Genomic DNA, 14,312 nt, shown 5'->3' on the forward strand with positions numbered 1-14,312 from the left:
CCGAGGATCCACCCGCATATCCGGACAAACGGCCGCAAGCCCGGCCACAGCAGGATAGTTTGATGCAAACGGTCTTCAGCATCGGCGTCGATGCGCTCGCCTACGGCATGGTGCTCTTCGTCATCTCGATCGGCCTCTCGGTGACGATGGGGCTGATGCGGGTCGTCAACCTGGCGCATGGCGCCTTCGCGATGATCGGCGGCTACATCGCCTCCTATGCCGCGCGCGACCTCGGCCTTGCCTATGCGTTCGCCGTCCTCCTCGCCGTCTTCGGCACCATCCTCATCGCCATTCCGGTCGAGCGCCTGCTCTACCGCCGCATCTACGGCCAGCCGGAGCTGACGCAGGTGCTGATGACCATCGGCATCACCTTCTGCGTCATCGGCATCGCCAACTATGTCTTCGGCCCGACGCTCAAGACCATCCCGACGCCGGAAAGCCTGCGCGCGCCGGTCAGCCTCGGCTTCCGCACGGTCTCGGCGCACCGTCTCTTCGTCATCGCCTGCGGCGCCGCGGTCGCGCTCGGCCTCTGGTACTTCATCGAGCGCACCGCCTTCGGCGTGAAGCTGCGCGCGAGCGTCGACAATGCGGCCATGGCCGCCGCCCTCGGGGTGAAGACCGAAGTGGTCTATGCCGTCAGCTTCGCCGTCGCGGTCGGCCTTGCCGCCTTCGGCGGCGTCGTCGGCGCCGAGCTGCTGCCGATCGAACCCTATTATGCGCTGCGCTACATGGTGACCTTCCTCGTCGTCGTCTCGGTCGGCGGGGCGGGGTCCATTCCGGGTGCGCTCGCCGCCTGCCTGCTGCTCGGCGCCATCGACACGACGGGGCGCTACCTGATGCCGGAATTCGGCGAATTCTTCTTCTATCTCGCGGTCATCGCCATCGTCTGGATTTTCCCGCGCGGCCTTGCCGGAAGGGCGAAGTGATGGCGCTGACCATGAACACCGAAACCCTCTCCACCGCCCGGGACCGCCGCGCCCGCCTGACGCGCGACGCGGTCGGCGTCCTCGTCATCCTCGCGGTCGCCGTCCTCGGCTATCTCCTCTTCCCCAACAATCTCGCGCTGCTGACGCGCATCACGGCGATCGCGCTGCTGGTCCTCTCGCTCGACCTCGTCACCGGCTATTGCGGCGTGGCGACGCTCGGCCATGCCGCGCTCTTCGGAGCGGGGGCCTATGGGGCGGGCATCGCGGCGGCCCATTTCGGCATCACCGATCCGATCGCCATGCTGGCCGTCGGCGTGGTCGCGGGCGCGCTCGCCGGCCTCGTCTCCGGCGCCGTCGTGCTTCGGGCACACGGCCTGCCGCAGCTCGTGCTCTCCATCGCCATCATTCACCTCGCCCATGAGGCGGCGAACAAGGCATCCGGCTGGACCGGCGGCAGCGACGGCCTTGCCGGCATCATGCCGGATGCCGTCTTCGGCCTCTATCCGTTCGACCTGTGGGGCCGCACGGCCTATGTCTTCGGCATCGTGCTGCTCATTGCCGCCTTCGTCATCCTGCGCCAGATCGTGCGCTCGCCCTTCGGCATGCTCTGCCGCGGCATCAAGCAGGATCCGCTGCGCGTGCGCGCCATGGGCGCCTCGGTGCACGGCACGCTGATCCGGATGTATGCCATATCGGGCGCCGTCGCCGGGGCGGGCGGGGCGCTCAACGCCCTCTCGACCCAGGTCGTCGGCCTCGACAGCCTGTCCTTCACGCTCTCGGCCGAAGCCCTCGTCATGCTGGTGCTCGGCGGCACCGGCTCGCTCTACGGCGCATTGATCGGCACGCTTTCCTTCCTGTGGTTCGAGGATGTCGTCTCGGCGGCCAACCCGTTCCACTGGCTCACCATCGTCGGCGCGCTGCTGATCGCCGTGGTGCTCTTCGCGCCGAAGGGGCTCTACGGCTCGCTCGCCGCCCTTCTCGAACGCCGCGGGAGGACGGACCGATGAACGCGATCTTCGATGTCCGCAACCTGAAGCGGACCTTCGGCGGCCTCGCCGTCACCAACGACGTCTCCCTGTCGATGGCGCCGGGCGACCGGGTCGCGCTGATCGGCCCGAACGGTGCCGGCAAGACGACCTTCGTCAACCTCGTCACCGGCAACCTCCTGCCCAATTCCGGCTCCGTCGCGCTCGGCGGCGAGGATGTCACCCGCCTCGGGCCGACGGAGCGCGTGCGCCGCGGCCTCGTGCGGTCCTTCCAGGTGACGCGGCTCTTCTCCGAGATGACGCCGGAGGAGCATGTCGCGCTCGCCATCCTGCAGCGCGAGGGCCGGACCGGCCGCATGTTCGCCAGCCACCGCGCCATGCCTGACGTGATGGACGAGGTGCATGCGCTTCTTGCCCGGCTCGGCATCGCCCATCTTGCCCGCCACCGCGTCAGCGAGATCGCCTATGGCCAGCAGCGGCTCCTGGAGCTTGCGCTTGCCCTTGCGCTCAAGCCCCGGGTCCTGCTGCTCGACGAGCCCGCCGCCGGCGTGCCGCAGAGCGATACGGCGCGCATCGAGCAGGCGATCGCCGACCTGCCGGCGGATCTCGCCGTGCTGATGATCGAGCACGACATGGACCTCGTCTTCCGCTTCGCCAGGCGCGTCGTCGTGCTGGCGGCGGGCGAGATCATCTTCGACGGATCGCCCGACGCGGTGACGAAGGATGCCCGCGTCCGCCAGGCCTATCTCGGGAGTTATGCCTATGCCCGCAGCGTCGCTTGAAATATCCGGCCTTTCCGCCGGCTACGGCCCGACGCGGGTGCTGGAAGGCATCTCCTTTGCCGCCGATGCCGGCCGCAGGCTCGCTGTGCTCGGCCGTAACGGCATGGGGAAGTCCACGCTCTTCGCCACGCTCGCCGGCCAGACGAAGCGCTATGGCGGCGAAATCCGCCTCGGCGGCGAGGCGATCGAGGGCATGGGCAGCTCCGCCCGCGCCCTGAAGGGCCTCGGCTATGTGCCGCAGTCGCGCGACGTCTTCCCGACGCTGACGGTGGAGGAGAACCTCTTCGTCGGGCTGAAGGGCCGTCCGCGTGCGGCCATCGAGGAGGCCTACCAGATGTTCCCGCGGCTCAAGGAGCGGCGCCGGAACCTCGGCTCGCAGCTTTCCGGCGGCGAACAGCAGATGCTGACGACGGCGCGCACCATTCTCGGCCAACCCTCCGTGCTTCTGCTCGACGAGCCGCTGGAGGGCCTTGCCCCGGTCATCTGCGAGGAGCTGATGGCGGCATTCGGCACGCTCGCGGCCTCCGGCGAAATGACCATCCTCCTCGTCGAGCAGCGCATCCAGAGTGCACTCGATTTCGCCGACGACGTGATCATCCTGGAACGCGGCCGCATCGCCTGGACAGGCACCCCGGCGGCGCTCTCCGCCGACCGGCACACGGTCGAAACCCTGCTCGGCGTCGGCGGGCTGCACTAGAGGAATTCCAGCAAAAGTGCGCAGCGGTTTTGCGGCCGGAATTCCGTAATTCCAAGCGCCATTCATACGGTTTTCGTTATGCATCGCGGTCGGCATTTCATTTTACATCACCGTCCCGCCTGTCAGAGTGCGGTCTGAGGCCTGTACCGTCCGGTTCGAGGAGACCGGCGGCCGCGGGCAGGCTGCCGGACGACGGGGAGGTTCCGATGGGCGAAGACGATCTTGCCGGGGCACCGGCGATGACGGCGGGCGGTGCGCTGCTCGCCCGGCTGAAGGCGGTCGGCATCGACTATATCTTCGCCAATTCCGGCACGGATTTCCCGCCGATCATCGAGGGCCTGGCCGAGGCGGAGGCGAAGGGCATCGCCCTGCCGCAGGCGCTCGTCATGCCACACGAATCGGCGGCGATGGGCATGGCGCACGGTTATTATCTGGCGACGGGCCGCGCGCAGGCCGTGATGGCGCATACCAATGTCGGCCTTGCCAATTGCGCCATCGGCGCGATCAACGCCGCGATGGAGCATGTCCCGGTCCTGCTCTTCTCCGGCCGCACGCCGGTCACCGAGCGCGGACGGAAGGGGTCGCGCACCGTGCCGATCGGCTGGGGGCAGGAGATGCGCGACCAGGCGGCGCTGGTGCGCGAGGCCTGCAAGTGGGACGACGAGCTGCGCTTTCCCGAGCACATCCCGCAGATGGTCGACCGGGCGCATGCCATCGCCTGTTCCACCCCGCGCGGACCGGTCTATATGAGCCTGCCGCGCGAGGTGCTCTGCCAGCCCTGCCCGACCGAGGGCCTGGAAGCGCCCGCAACGATGATGCCGGCCGTCGCCGCGCCGCCGGCCGAAGCGGTGGCGGAGGCCGCGCGCCTGCTTGCGGCGGCGGAGAACCCGGTGGTCTTCGCGCAGCGCGGCGCCGGCTCGGCCGAGGGTTTTGCCGCCCTCGCGGCGCTCACCGGCGAATGGGGCATTCCCGTCTGCCAGTACTGGGCGGTGCAGCTTGCCATGGCGACGGACCATCCGATGGCCGCGCAGGCCGACCCTGGGCCGCTGCTGGAGGCGGCGGATGTGGTGCTGGTCCTCGATGCGCTGGCGCCCTGGTCGCCGGACGTCCATGCGCTGCGGCCCGGCTGCAAGGTCATCCAGCTCGCCCAGGACCCGCTCTACCAGCGCCAGCCGGTGCGCTACTTCCGCTCCGACGTGACGCTTGCCGGCGATGTCGATGCCGGCCTCCTTGCCCTGAAGGCGGCGATGGACCCGCTGCTGCCCGCCCATCGCGCCAGGGCGGAACGCCGCGCCATGGCGTTGGCGGAACGCAACCGGAAAGCCCGCGCCGCCGTGCTCGATGCGGCCCGGCGCGGCGGCGGCACGCCGATGACCAAGGACTTCGTCAGCCTGACGCTTTCCGAGGCGCTGGCGGGCCGGGATGCCACCGTGCTCTCCGAACTCGGCTGCCCGCTTTCGCCGATGACGCTCTCCCATCACCAGGCCTGGTATCAGGAGCCGCATTCCGGCGGGCTCGGCTGGTGCTTTCCGGCGGCGCTCGGCATGCAACTGGCGCGGCGCGAGCGGCTCGTCGTCGCCACCATGGGCGACGGCTCCTACATGTTCGCCAATCCCGTCGCCTGCCACCAGATCGCCGAGGCGCTGGATCTGCCGATCCTCGTCCTCATCGTCAACAATGCCGAATGGGGGGCGGTGCGCCAGTCTGTGCTCGGCCTCTATCCGGACGGGTATGCGGCCAGGACCAACCGCATGCCGCTGACCGCGCTTTCGCCGGTGCCGGATTTTGTGAAGGTCGCCGAGGCGAGCCGGGCCCATGCCCGGCGCGTCACCGACGGCGCGGCGCTCGCCGGCGCGCTTGCCGAGGCGATCGACCATATCGAGACGAAGCGGACGCTCGCGCTGCTCGACATCGCGGTCCGCGCCTGAACCATCACACGAGGAGGAAAATCCATGCCCGAGCTTGCCACGAACGAATTCTGGAAGGACCTGAAGCCGATCGACAAGGTGTTCCAGCCGGATGCCCTGCCGGAAGTCTATCTTCGGAATGCGCCGACCGACGACGAGCGCTACTACGTGCCCTTCACCGAGACCGTCTCCTCCCGCCCGCTGTGGATCTCGCCGACGCAGAACAAGTGGTGCGATATCCTGATGGCGAAGAAGGCAGGCCTGGTGAACCGGCACTACCACCCGCACGAGGTCTTCGCCTACACGATCTCCGGCAAGTGGGGCTATCTGGAGCACGACTGGACGGCGACGGCCGGCGATTTCGTCTACGAGACGCCCGGCGAGGGCCACACGCTCGTCGCCTACGAGCACGAGCAGCCGATGAAGGTGTTCTTCCAGGTCAAGGGCCCGCTCATCTGGCTCGACGACAGGGGCGAACCGGACGGCTTCTTCGACGTGCACAACTACATTGCGCTGTGTCGCGACCACTACGAGAAGGTCGGGCTCGGGCGGGATTATGTGGAGCGGCTTTTCCGCTAGTTCTTGCTTGTTTCCTGCGGAACAGCGCGGGGCGGGGCGATGTGAGACCTTCTGATCACCGGATGAGAGAGGCTCATCCCCAACAAGAGATCTGGAGAGACCCCATGCGCAAGATCATCGTTTCCGCCACCGTCGCCCTCATTGCCGCCGTCTCCTTCGCCGCCCCCTCGCAGGCCGGCTACTACAGCTACGGCTACAAGCCGCACTGCTTCATCAAGAAGGTCAAGGCCTACGACTACTACGGCAATGTCATCTTCAAGACGGTCAAGGTCTGCAAGTAAGCGCTTTTCCCGCTGACCTCCCCGAAGGCCCGGATGTCCCCTGCATCCGGGTCTTTGCCGTTTCTGCCGTCAGATGCTCATGCCGCCGTCCACCATCAGCATCGTCCCGGTGACGAAGCTCGACTGGTCCGAGGCGAGATAGAGCACCGCGCGGGCGATCTCCCCGGGGCTGGCATGGCGGCCCATGGGAATGAGCGCGTTGAAGAAAGCCGTGCCGTCCATGCCGGTCGCGGCGCCGAGACCCTGTTCCACGGCAAGCTGGAAACCGTTGTCGACGGGGCCGGGATTGACCGTGTTGACGCGGATGCCGCGCGGGGCGAGTTCCTTGGCAAGGCAGCGCATCAGGCCGGTCTGGGCGTGCTTGGCGGTGATATAGGCATAAACGCCGGGATCGCCGCGCGTCGCCGCCACGCTGGAGGTGATGACGATGCTGCCGCCGCTGCGCATGTGCGGCACGGCATGCTTGGCCGCAAGGAAGGCGCCGCGCACATGGACCGCCTGCACCATGTCGAAGATGTCCAGCGGATAGTCGGCGATGGGGGCGACGGTGCCGAAGACGCCGGCATTGGAGAACAGGATGTCGATGCCGCCGAAGCGCTCGACGGCGAGCTTGACATAGGCCTTCGTCGAAAGGCTGTCGGTGACATCCGCCGCCGCGAGCGCCACGCGCTCCCGCGGCAGGCCGGCGGCGGCCCGTTCGAGCCCCGCGCGGTCGCGGTCGACAAGGACGAGATTGGCGCCCTCGTCGAGGAAAAGCCGGGCGGTGGCAAGGCCGATGCTGCCGGCTCCACCCGTCACGATGGCGGTCTTTCCGTCGAGAAGCACCATGGGTCAGATCGGATAATGGATGGCGCCGTCCTGCACGGTGATCCAGCGCAGTTCGGTGAATTCGGCGATGCCGGCCTTGCCGCCGAAACGTCCGTAGCCGGATTCCTTGACGCCACCGAAGGGCATCTGCGCCTCGTCGTGCACGGTCGGGCCGTTGATGTGGCAGATGCCGGATTCGATGCGGCGGGCGACCTGCATGGCGCGGTTGACGTCCCGGCCGAAGACGGCGGCGGAAAGGCCGTATTCCGTGTCGTTGGCAACCCGCACCGCCTCGTCGATCGAGCCGACGCGGATGACGCTGACGACCGGGCCGAAGCTCTCCTCGCTGTAGATGCGCATGGCGGGCGTCACCCGGTCGAGCAGGGTGGCATCGACGATCGTGCCCTGCACGCTGCCGCCGGCCGCAAGCACCGCGCCCTTGCCCACGGCATCGCGGATGAGCTGTTCCAGCCTCTGGGCCGCATGGGCATCGACGACGGAGCCGAGCGGCGTGTTGCCCTCGCGCGGATCGCCGGCAACGAGGGTTGCCGCCTTCTCGGCGAGCGCCGCGACGAAGCGGTCGGCGACCGTCTCGTCGACGACGATGCGTTCGGTCGACATGCAGATCTGGCCCTGGTTCATGTAGGCGCCGAAGGCCGCGGCGGCGACGGCCGCGTCGATATCGGCATCGTCGAGCACCACGAAGGGCGCCTTGCCGCCGAGTTCCAGCAGCGCCGGCTTCAGGTAGCGCCCGGCGGTCTCGGCGATGATGCGGCCGACGCGGGTGGAGCCGGTGAAGTTGACGCGGCGCACGGCGGGATGGGCGATCATCGCCTCGACGATGGCGGCGGCATCCTCCGGCGCATTGGAGACGGCGTTGAGCACGCCTTCCGGCAGGCCGGCCTCGTGCAGCGCATCGACGATCAGCCGGTGGGTGCGCGGGCAGATTTCCGAGGTCTTCATGACGACCGTGTTGCCGCAGGCAAGCGGGGTGGCGAGCGAGCGCACGCCGAGGATGACCGGCGCGTTCCACGGCGCCATGGAGAGGACCACGCCGGCCGGCTGGCGCACGCCCATGGCGAGCGATCCGGGGCGGTTGGAGGGGATGATCTCGCCGGTGATCTGCGTCGTCAGCGATGCGGCCTCGCGCAGCATGTCGGCGGCAAGGCCGACATTGAACATCGCCCAGCCGGCCGTCGCGCCCGTCTCGGCGGCCATGGCGGCGACGAAATCGGCGGTTCTCGCCTGCAGCTTGTCGGCGGCGGCAAGAAGCAGCTTGCGGCGCTGGCCGGGGCCGGTCGCCGCCCAGGCGGGAAAGGCCTTCGCCGCGGCATTGACGGCCTGGCGCGCATCCTCCAGCGAGGCGGCGGCGACCTCCGAGGCGACCTCGCCGGAAATCGGGTTGATGCGGGTGAAGGTGCGCCCGTCGGAGGCGGCCTGGTCGAGGTTGTTGATCTTCAGTCCAAGGACGGACATGGTTTGCTCCCTGCTTGACATTCAGACGGTTGCGCCGAGGAACGCGCGCTTCACCGCGTCGTCGTTCATCAGTCCTGCTGCGGTATCCTCGCCGACGATGCGGCCTGCCTCCAGGAGGTAGCCGCGGTCGGCGATCGAAAGGCTCATCTTGACGTTCTGCTCGACGATCAGGAGCGCCAGCCCGCTCTCGCGCACCCGGCCGAGCGCGGCGAAGAGCTCGCCGACGACGACGGGGGCAAGGCCGAGGCTCGGCTCGTCGAGCATCAGGAGGTCGGGCTTTGACATCAGCGCGCGGCCGATCGCCACCATCTGCTGCTCGCCGCCCGACATGGTGTTGACGAACTGCCGCCGCCGGTCGGCGAGTTTCGGGAAGAGGCCGTAGACCAGCTCGCGGCTCGCCCTGCCATGGGCGCGGGCGCGCCTGGCATAGGCGCCGAGGGCAAGGTTCTCCTCCACCGTCAGGTCGCCGAAGACGCCGCGGCCCTCCGGCACCAGCGCGATGCCGGCCTCGAGCACGAGATGGGCGGGGCGGCCGGCAATGTCCGCGCCGGCAAAGCGGATATCGGCGCCGGGATCGGGCCGGACGAGGCCGGCGGCGGCCTTCAGCAGCGACGACTTGCCCGCACCGTTGGCGCCGAGCATGACGACGGTCTCGCCCCTGCCGACGGCGACGGAGATGCGGTCGAGGGCAAGGTGCGGGCCGTAATGGAGGGAGAGGTCGCGGATCTCAAGCATGGCCGTCTCCGAGATAGGCGCGCACGACCTCCGGGTCCCGCAGCGTCTCGGCGGTCGGGCCGTCGGCGATCTTGCGGCCGGCATTCATGACGATGGCGCGCCCGCAGAGCGCCCGGATCGCATCCATGACATGCTCGACGAGGAGCACGGTGATGCCGCGCTCCTTGAGCGACAGGATGAGGTCGATGCCGATGCGAAGCTCCGTCGGGTTGAGCCCGGCGAGCCATTCGTCGAGCAGAAGCAGCTCCGGCTCGGCGGCGAGCGCCCGGGCAAGCTCCATGCGCTTCTGGTCGATATAGGTGAGGGCGCCGGCCGGCTGGTCGGCGCGTCCGGCAAGGCCGACGGCGGCAAGATGGGCGTGGGCGGCCTCGTGGGCCGCCTTGCCCCAGAGCGTCCGGCGGCCGAAGGCAAGCGCGGTGACGACGTTTTCGGCGACCGTCAGCGAGGGAAGGGCGCGCACGAGCTGGAAGGTGCGGGCGACGCCTTTCCTGGCGATGCGGTTCGGGCGAAGGCCGGAAATCGCCTCGCCGTTGAGGGCGATCCGCCCGCCGGTCGGCGGCAGGAAGCCGGAGATCATGTTGAGCACCGTCGTCTTGCCGGAACCGTTCGGGCCGAGCAGGCCGACGACCTCGCCGCGCTCCAGCGAGAAGGAGACCGCATTGACGGCGGTGAGCCCCCCGAAGCGCTTGGTGAGGCCGTCGAGCGCAAGAAGCTCGCTCATCGCGCACCGCCTTTCCTTAGCCGGCTTTCGACGGCCGCCAGCACGCCCTTCGGCAGAAGGAAGACGATGGCGATGAAGACGAGGCCGAGGATGATCGGATAGTGGTTCGGGAAGTTGGCGGAAAGCCACTCGAAGAGCAGGAAGAGCGGAATGGCGCCGAGCAGCGGGCCCCAAAGCCGGTCCGCCCCGCCGAGCAGCGCCATGATCAGCGTCAGGAAGGAGATGGTCGGGTTGAAGGCGATGCTCGGCTCGATATAGGTCCAGCGCGGCGCCTGGATGGCCCCGACGAGCGTGATGATCACGGCGCTGACGGCAAAGAGCGCGAGCTTGAGCCGGGTGATGTCGATGCCGCAATGGCTCGCCACCACCTCGTCGTCGCCAATGACCTTCAGCGCGAGGCCCCAGCGCGTGCGGCCGATGCCCCAGGAGAAGAGGAAGGTGGCGGCGGCGAGCGCGAGTAGCTGCCAGTAGATGCCCTCCGGCGTCACGGGCAGGAAGATGTAGCGGCCGAGCGTGCCGGTCACGTTGACCTCGTACCAGGTGACGAGCTGGCGGATGAGCTCCGCAAGACCGAAGGTGAAGATCACGAAATAGACGCCGGCAAGCCGAAGCGTCGAGAGCCCGACGACCAGCGCCACGGCAAGGCCGATCAGTGCCGCGACGAGGAGGACGAGCGGATAGGGCAGCGTCTCGCTGAAGACGCCGACCGTATAGGCGCCGATGCCGAAGAAGGCGACGGTGGCGAGCGAGACATAGCGCGTCGGGCCGGAGAACAGGCCCCAGGCGGTGGCGAGCACCACATAGCCGGTCATGCCGATCATCAGCGTCACCGCATAGGGCCCGGCGAAGAGGGGCAGGGCGGCGAGCGCGGCGAGAACGAGGCCGGCGACGAGGAGGCCGAGAAGCGTGCGTGCCGTCATCGCGCGCTCCTCCCGAAGAGGCCGGCGGGGCGCCAGAGCAGGATGGCGAGGAAGATGAGGTAGGTGGCGGCGAGCGTCAGGCCGGGGTCGACATAGGTCGCCACGAAGGTCTCGACAAGGCCGAGCAGCAGGCCGGAGAAGAGCGCGCCGAGAATGTTGCCGACGCCGCCCATGATGACGACGATCAGCGCCTTCATGGTGAAGACGACGCCGGCCGTGGCGGTGAAGGTCTGGTACATGGAGATGACCACGCCGCCGGCGGCCGCCAGCGCCCCGCCGATGGCGAAGGCCGTGCGGGCCGCGCGCTCGACATCGATGCCGACGAGCGGCGCGGAGGTCGGCGAGACGGCGACGGCGCGCAGCGCCGTGCCCCAGAGCGTGCGGGTGAGGAGCAGGTAGAGCCCGCCGCCGAGGACGATGGCGAGCGCGAAGGCGAGGAGGCGGTTGGCCGCGATCGTGGTGCCGAGCACGCTGACGCCGATATTGAGATAGCTGTAGCTCGTATAGTTGCTGCCGAAGAAGACGAGCATGACGCCCTGGATGACGAAGAGCAGGCCGAAGGTGGCGAGGATGGAGTCGATCTCCAGCGTCTCCCGGCTCTTCGCGCGGCGCACCAGCGGGCGCATCATCAGGCCGTAGACGAGATAGCCGAAGACGAAGCCGAGCGGCACGGCGATCAGAAGGCCGAGCACCGGATTGATGCCGAGGCCGTTGAACAGCACATAGGCGAGGAAGGCCGCCGCGATGATCGTCTCGCCATAGGCAAGGTTCATGATGCGCGCGATGCCGTACTGGAGCGTCAGCCCCATCGCGACCAGCGCATAGGTTCCGCCGAGCACGAGCCCGGACAACAAGGCCGTGACGAGCATGGCCGCTCCTTACATTTGGGCCAACCGAAAGGGCGAGCCTCTTCATTCAATGACAGAATGCCCCTCATCCGGCCTGCCGGCCACCTTCTCCCCGTGAACGGGGAGAAGGAGATATGCCGCGTCGGTTTCCCCAAGCAGTTCCCGCTCGTGGGGCACGTCCCCTCTCCCCGCTTGCGGGGAGAGGGTTAGGGTGAGGGGCACATTTTGGTCCGCCAGAGCGCCCTTCGATCCCCTCGCGCGGCGTGCGGCTACTTCTTCCACGCCTGCCGCGGCAGGATCGGCTGGCTGGCGCCGGCGCGGTCCGCGGGCGCGATGCCGACGAACTGGCCGTTCTGCCACTGGCCGGTCCACCAGAGCGTGCGAAGCTGGTTGTCTTCCATCTTCGTCTCGCCGAGCACGGTCTGGAACGTGCCGGCCGAAAGTTCCGCCGAGACGGCCTCGCGGTCGAGGCCCTTGCGCTTGATCGCCTCCTGCAGCATCTGCAGCGAGGCATAGGTGATGACGCTGCCCCAATAGTCGGGACCCTGGCCGGTCACCTCCTCGTGGCGCTTGCGATAGGCCGCGTTCGCCTCGTTCGCCGGGTCGATGCCGCCGAGGCTCATGATGCCGGTGGCGTTGTCGCCATTGTTCTTGCCGTAGACCGGAAAGCCCGTGCCGACGCCGAGATAGAGCAGCTTCGGATTGAAATCGGCGACCTGCGACTGCTGGGTCAGCGCGAAGGTATCCGGCGGATAGGAGAAGGCGACGAAGCTGTCGGCGCCGCTCGCCTTCGCCTCGTTGATCATCGGCGTGAAGTCCGACGTGCCGACCGGGTAGGTCTTGTCGTAGACGAGCTCGATGCCGGCTTCCGCGAAGGCGGGCCGCGCGGCCGTCACGAGGTCGATGCCGAAGCCGTCGGCGACCGAGATCATGGCGACCTTGGTGTTGAGCGTGCCGTCGGCCGCCGCCTTTTTGATGAGGCCCGCGAGCGCGCCGGCATAGTCGTGGCCGCCGCCGAGCATCCAGAAGCTCCTCTTCCAGCGCTTGACGAAATCCGGCGCCTTGTCGGTGACGGAGGAGACGGCGAGCTGCGGGTAGCCATAGCGGTCGAAGAGCGGCGCGGCCGCAAGGTTGAAGCCCGTGCCCCAGGGCGCGAGGATGAAGTCCGCCTCGTCCTGCGTCGCCAGGCGCTCGACGGCGCGCACCAGTTCCTCGGAAGCGGAACGGTCGTCATATTCGATCACCTCGATCGGCAGCTTCCTGCCGTCGGGCAGTTCCAGCCCGCCGGCATCGTTCACGTCCTTCACCCAGAGCTGGTAGTTCGGCAGCGTCGTGATGCCGGCGCCGCCGGCATTGGGGCCGGTCTTGGAAATGGCGTAGCCGATCTTCACCGAGGTGCGGTCCTGGGCGAGCGCGCCCGGTGCGATGCCCGTCGCCAAGAGGGCCGAGGCAGCCGCCATCACGCGCAGGACGTGCCTGCGTTGCAGAGATTTCATCGTCGATTCCTCCCAAAAGGCCTGCTCTTCGGCAGGCGTCGCGCCAAGGCGGGCAGCGGCCACGTTCTCCTCCGGGCCTTCTGTCGCTGCTTGACGGATGAAAGGTTAGCCGCAGGCGGGGCAGGGCGGAATAGACTTTTACAAGAGATACTTGTACTTTTCACGGCAAGGAGATCCCGCCATGCCCTTCCAGGACGCTCTCGCGCCGCAACATCGTGCCGCGGCCACGACGCCGCCGCTGCCGACGGAGGCGCGACTCTTCCGCGGGGCGCTGTCGCAATCCGGCTGGACCTTCCGCGGCGGGCGCAACCGCGTCTTCCTGCTCCTGTCCGGCAGCGGGCGGGTGTCGCTCGGCCCGGCGGATCTCGGGCTTTCCGGCCCCTCCATCGTCTGGGCGCCGGCTGGCGAGCGCGGCACGGTGCTCTTCGATGCCGGCGCGGAGGGGGCGGCGCTGGCGATCCCGGAGCTGGCGCTCGGCCCCGCCATGCCGACGGGCGCGATCTTCGCCGACGTGCGCGATGCCATCGCCCGGCCGATCCTCGGTGCCAAGCTGGCGCTGGCGGATGCGCGCAAGATGCTCCAGACGGTGGAGACGATCGAGGCGGAACTGCGCGAGAACGCGGCGGGCATGCAGGAGGTGGTGCGCCATCACCTCGCCCTCCTGCTGATCGCCATCTGGCGCCGCGCCAATCCGGCGACGGAGAAGCCGAAGCCCTCGCCGCGCGCCACCGTGCGCAGCTTCCTGCATCTCGTGGAGCTGCACATGCGCGAGCAATGGCCGCTCGCCCACTATGCCGCCGTGCTGGGCGTGACGCCGGACCGGCTGAACACGGCGGTGCGGCGCGCCACGGGACGTTCGCCGATGGAGCTGATCCATGCCCGGCTGATGATGGAGGCGGAAATGCTGCTCGACGGGTCGAGCCTGCAGATCGCCGAGGTCGCCGAAGCGCTCGGCTTTCGCGACGCGGCCTATTTCAGCCGATTCTTCAAGCGGCTGGCCGGCGTCTCGCCGCGCGCCCGGCGGGCGGGGCTCGCCAGCCGGCAGGTGCGCGCGGAAACCTCCTATGCCGCCTGGCCGTAGAGCAATTCCAGCAAAAGTGCGCAGCGGTTTTGCGTCCGGAATTTCGTAAAAACAAAGAGATAGAGCATTT

15 protein-coding genes are annotated in these 14,312 nt (G+C 68.4%); 8 read left to right on the forward strand and 7 right to left on the reverse strand.

Annotated elements, in window-relative coordinates; genetic code table 11:
- Positions 1-62: 62 nt before the first annotated feature.
- The 7 genes from EV665_RS08720 to EV665_RS32280 all read left to right on the forward strand — a co-directional run bounded on the left by EV665_RS08720 (position 63) and on the right by EV665_RS32280 (position 6,158).
- The gene (locus EV665_RS08720; RefSeq protein ID WP_133033816.1) at positions 63-926 is read left to right on the forward strand and encodes a branched-chain amino acid ABC transporter permease; all 864 of its coding nucleotides are present in this window, start codon (positions 63-65) and stop codon (positions 924-926) included.
- An 11-nt stretch (positions 927-937) separates the two neighbouring features.
- On the forward strand, positions 938-1,933 hold the full coding sequence (locus tag EV665_RS08725) for a branched-chain amino acid ABC transporter permease (protein ID WP_245507669.1): 996 nt from the start codon (positions 938-940) through the stop codon (positions 1,931-1,933).
- On the forward strand, positions 1,930-2,694 hold the full coding sequence (locus EV665_RS08730) for an ABC transporter ATP-binding protein (protein WP_133033818.1): 765 nt from the start codon (positions 1,930-1,932) through the stop codon (positions 2,692-2,694). Before EV665_RS08725 ends, EV665_RS08730 begins: the two co-directional genes overlap by 4 nt.
- The gene (locus EV665_RS08735; protein WP_133033819.1) at positions 2,675-3,391 is read left to right on the forward strand and encodes an ABC transporter ATP-binding protein; all 717 of its coding nucleotides are present in this window, start codon (positions 2,675-2,677) and stop codon (positions 3,389-3,391) included. Before EV665_RS08730 ends, EV665_RS08735 begins: the two co-directional genes overlap by 20 nt.
- Positions 3,392-3,597: 206 nt before the next feature.
- Positions 3,598-5,319: a thiamine pyrophosphate-requiring protein gene (locus tag EV665_RS08740; protein ID WP_133033820.1), complete on the forward strand. Its 1,722-nt coding sequence runs from the start codon at positions 3,598-3,600 to the stop codon at positions 5,317-5,319.
- 24 nt (positions 5,320-5,343) lie between these two features.
- Positions 5,344-5,877, forward strand: a complete 534-nt coding sequence (locus EV665_RS08745) for a 2,4'-dihydroxyacetophenone dioxygenase family protein (protein ID WP_133033821.1) — start codon at positions 5,344-5,346, stop codon at positions 5,875-5,877.
- A 104-nt stretch (positions 5,878-5,981) separates the two neighbouring features.
- The gene (locus EV665_RS32280; protein WP_162853017.1) at positions 5,982-6,158 is read left to right on the forward strand and encodes a hypothetical protein; all 177 of its coding nucleotides are present in this window, start codon (positions 5,982-5,984) and stop codon (positions 6,156-6,158) included.
- A 69-nt stretch (positions 6,159-6,227) separates the two neighbouring features.
- Here the strand turns inward: EV665_RS32280 and EV665_RS08750 are convergent, their stop codons facing one another.
- From EV665_RS08750 to EV665_RS08780, 7 genes are all read right to left on the reverse strand, one after another.
- Positions 6,228-6,986 (reverse strand): SDR family NAD(P)-dependent oxidoreductase, encoded by a 759-nt coding sequence (locus EV665_RS08750; protein ID WP_133033822.1) that lies wholly within the window; start codon positions 6,984-6,986, stop codon positions 6,228-6,230.
- A 3-nt stretch (positions 6,987-6,989) separates the two neighbouring features.
- Complete coding sequence (locus tag EV665_RS08755) at positions 6,990-8,441, reverse strand: aldehyde dehydrogenase (RefSeq protein ID WP_133033823.1); 1,452 nt, start codon at positions 8,439-8,441, stop codon at positions 6,990-6,992.
- 21 nt (positions 8,442-8,462) lie between these two features.
- Positions 8,463-9,176, reverse strand: coding sequence for an ABC transporter ATP-binding protein (locus EV665_RS08760; RefSeq protein ID WP_133033824.1), 714 nt, complete (start codon positions 9,174-9,176; stop codon positions 8,463-8,465).
- Positions 9,169-9,897, reverse strand: a complete 729-nt coding sequence (locus tag EV665_RS08765) for an ABC transporter ATP-binding protein (RefSeq protein WP_133033825.1) — start codon at positions 9,895-9,897, stop codon at positions 9,169-9,171. Before EV665_RS08765 ends, EV665_RS08760 begins: the two co-directional genes overlap by 8 nt.
- The gene (locus EV665_RS08770; RefSeq protein WP_133033826.1) at positions 9,894-10,817 is read right to left on the reverse strand and encodes a branched-chain amino acid ABC transporter permease; all 924 of its coding nucleotides are present in this window, start codon (positions 10,815-10,817) and stop codon (positions 9,894-9,896) included. The genes EV665_RS08765 and EV665_RS08770 overlap by 4 nt, the downstream gene beginning before the upstream one ends.
- Complete coding sequence (locus EV665_RS08775; protein WP_133033827.1) at positions 10,814-11,686, reverse strand: branched-chain amino acid ABC transporter permease; 873 nt, start codon at positions 11,684-11,686, stop codon at positions 10,814-10,816. Before EV665_RS08775 ends, EV665_RS08770 begins: the two co-directional genes overlap by 4 nt.
- Positions 11,687-11,934: 248 nt before the next feature.
- On the reverse strand, positions 11,935-13,161 hold the full coding sequence (locus EV665_RS08780; protein ID WP_133033828.1) for an amino acid ABC transporter substrate-binding protein: 1,227 nt from the start codon (positions 13,159-13,161) through the stop codon (positions 11,935-11,937).
- Positions 13,162-13,342: 181 nt separating this feature from the next.
- Here EV665_RS08780 and EV665_RS08785 point away from each other — a divergent pair, with 181 nt between their 5' ends.
- Positions 13,343-14,242, forward strand: a complete 900-nt coding sequence (locus EV665_RS08785) for a helix-turn-helix domain-containing protein (protein ID WP_133033829.1) — start codon at positions 13,343-13,345, stop codon at positions 14,240-14,242.
- Positions 14,243-14,312 lie beyond the last annotated feature (70 nt).

Origin of the sequence: Shinella granuli (assembly GCF_004341885.1) — a bacterium.
Lineage (GTDB): Bacteria > Pseudomonadota > Alphaproteobacteria > Rhizobiales > Rhizobiaceae > Shinella > Shinella granuli.

What these genes read in the sequence shown, in the direction of transcription:
- EV665_RS08720 (WP_133033816.1), top strand. Translation starts at nt 63, where the DNA reads ATGCAAACGGTCTTCAGCATCGGCGTCGATGCGCTCGCCTACGGCATG.
- EV665_RS08725 (WP_245507669.1), top strand. Translation starts at nt 938, where the DNA reads ATGAACACCGAAACCCTCTCCACCGCCCGGGACCGCCGCGCCCGCCTG.
- EV665_RS08730 (WP_133033818.1), top strand. Translation starts at nt 1,930, where the DNA reads ATGAACGCGATCTTCGATGTCCGCAACCTGAAGCGGACCTTCGGCGGC.
- EV665_RS08735 (WP_133033819.1), top strand. Translation starts at nt 2,675, where the DNA reads ATGCCCGCAGCGTCGCTTGAAATATCCGGCCTTTCCGCCGGCTACGGC.
- EV665_RS08740 (WP_133033820.1), top strand. Translation starts at nt 3,598, where the DNA reads ATGGGCGAAGACGATCTTGCCGGGGCACCGGCGATGACGGCGGGCGGT.
- EV665_RS08745 (WP_133033821.1), top strand. Translation starts at nt 5,344, where the DNA reads ATGCCCGAGCTTGCCACGAACGAATTCTGGAAGGACCTGAAGCCGATC.
- EV665_RS32280 (WP_162853017.1), top strand. Translation starts at nt 5,982, where the DNA reads ATGCGCAAGATCATCGTTTCCGCCACCGTCGCCCTCATTGCCGCCGTC.
- EV665_RS08750 (WP_133033822.1), bottom strand. Translation starts at nt 6,986, where the DNA reads ATGGTGCTTCTCGACGGAAAGACCGCCATCGTGACGGGTGGAGCCGGC.
- EV665_RS08755 (WP_133033823.1), bottom strand. Translation starts at nt 8,441, where the DNA reads ATGTCCGTCCTTGGACTGAAGATCAACAACCTCGACCAGGCCGCCTCC.
- EV665_RS08760 (WP_133033824.1), bottom strand. Translation starts at nt 9,176, where the DNA reads ATGCTTGAGATCCGCGACCTCTCCCTCCATTACGGCCCGCACCTTGCC.
- EV665_RS08765 (WP_133033825.1), bottom strand. Translation starts at nt 9,897, where the DNA reads ATGAGCGAGCTTCTTGCGCTCGACGGCCTCACCAAGCGCTTCGGGGGG.
- EV665_RS08770 (WP_133033826.1), bottom strand. Translation starts at nt 10,817, where the DNA reads ATGACGGCACGCACGCTTCTCGGCCTCCTCGTCGCCGGCCTCGTTCTC.
- EV665_RS08775 (WP_133033827.1), bottom strand. Translation starts at nt 11,686, where the DNA reads ATGCTCGTCACGGCCTTGTTGTCCGGGCTCGTGCTCGGCGGAACCTAT.
- EV665_RS08780 (WP_133033828.1), bottom strand. Translation starts at nt 13,161, where the DNA reads ATGAAATCTCTGCAACGCAGGCACGTCCTGCGCGTGATGGCGGCTGCC.
- EV665_RS08785 (WP_133033829.1), top strand. Translation starts at nt 13,343, where the DNA reads ATGCCCTTCCAGGACGCTCTCGCGCCGCAACATCGTGCCGCGGCCACG.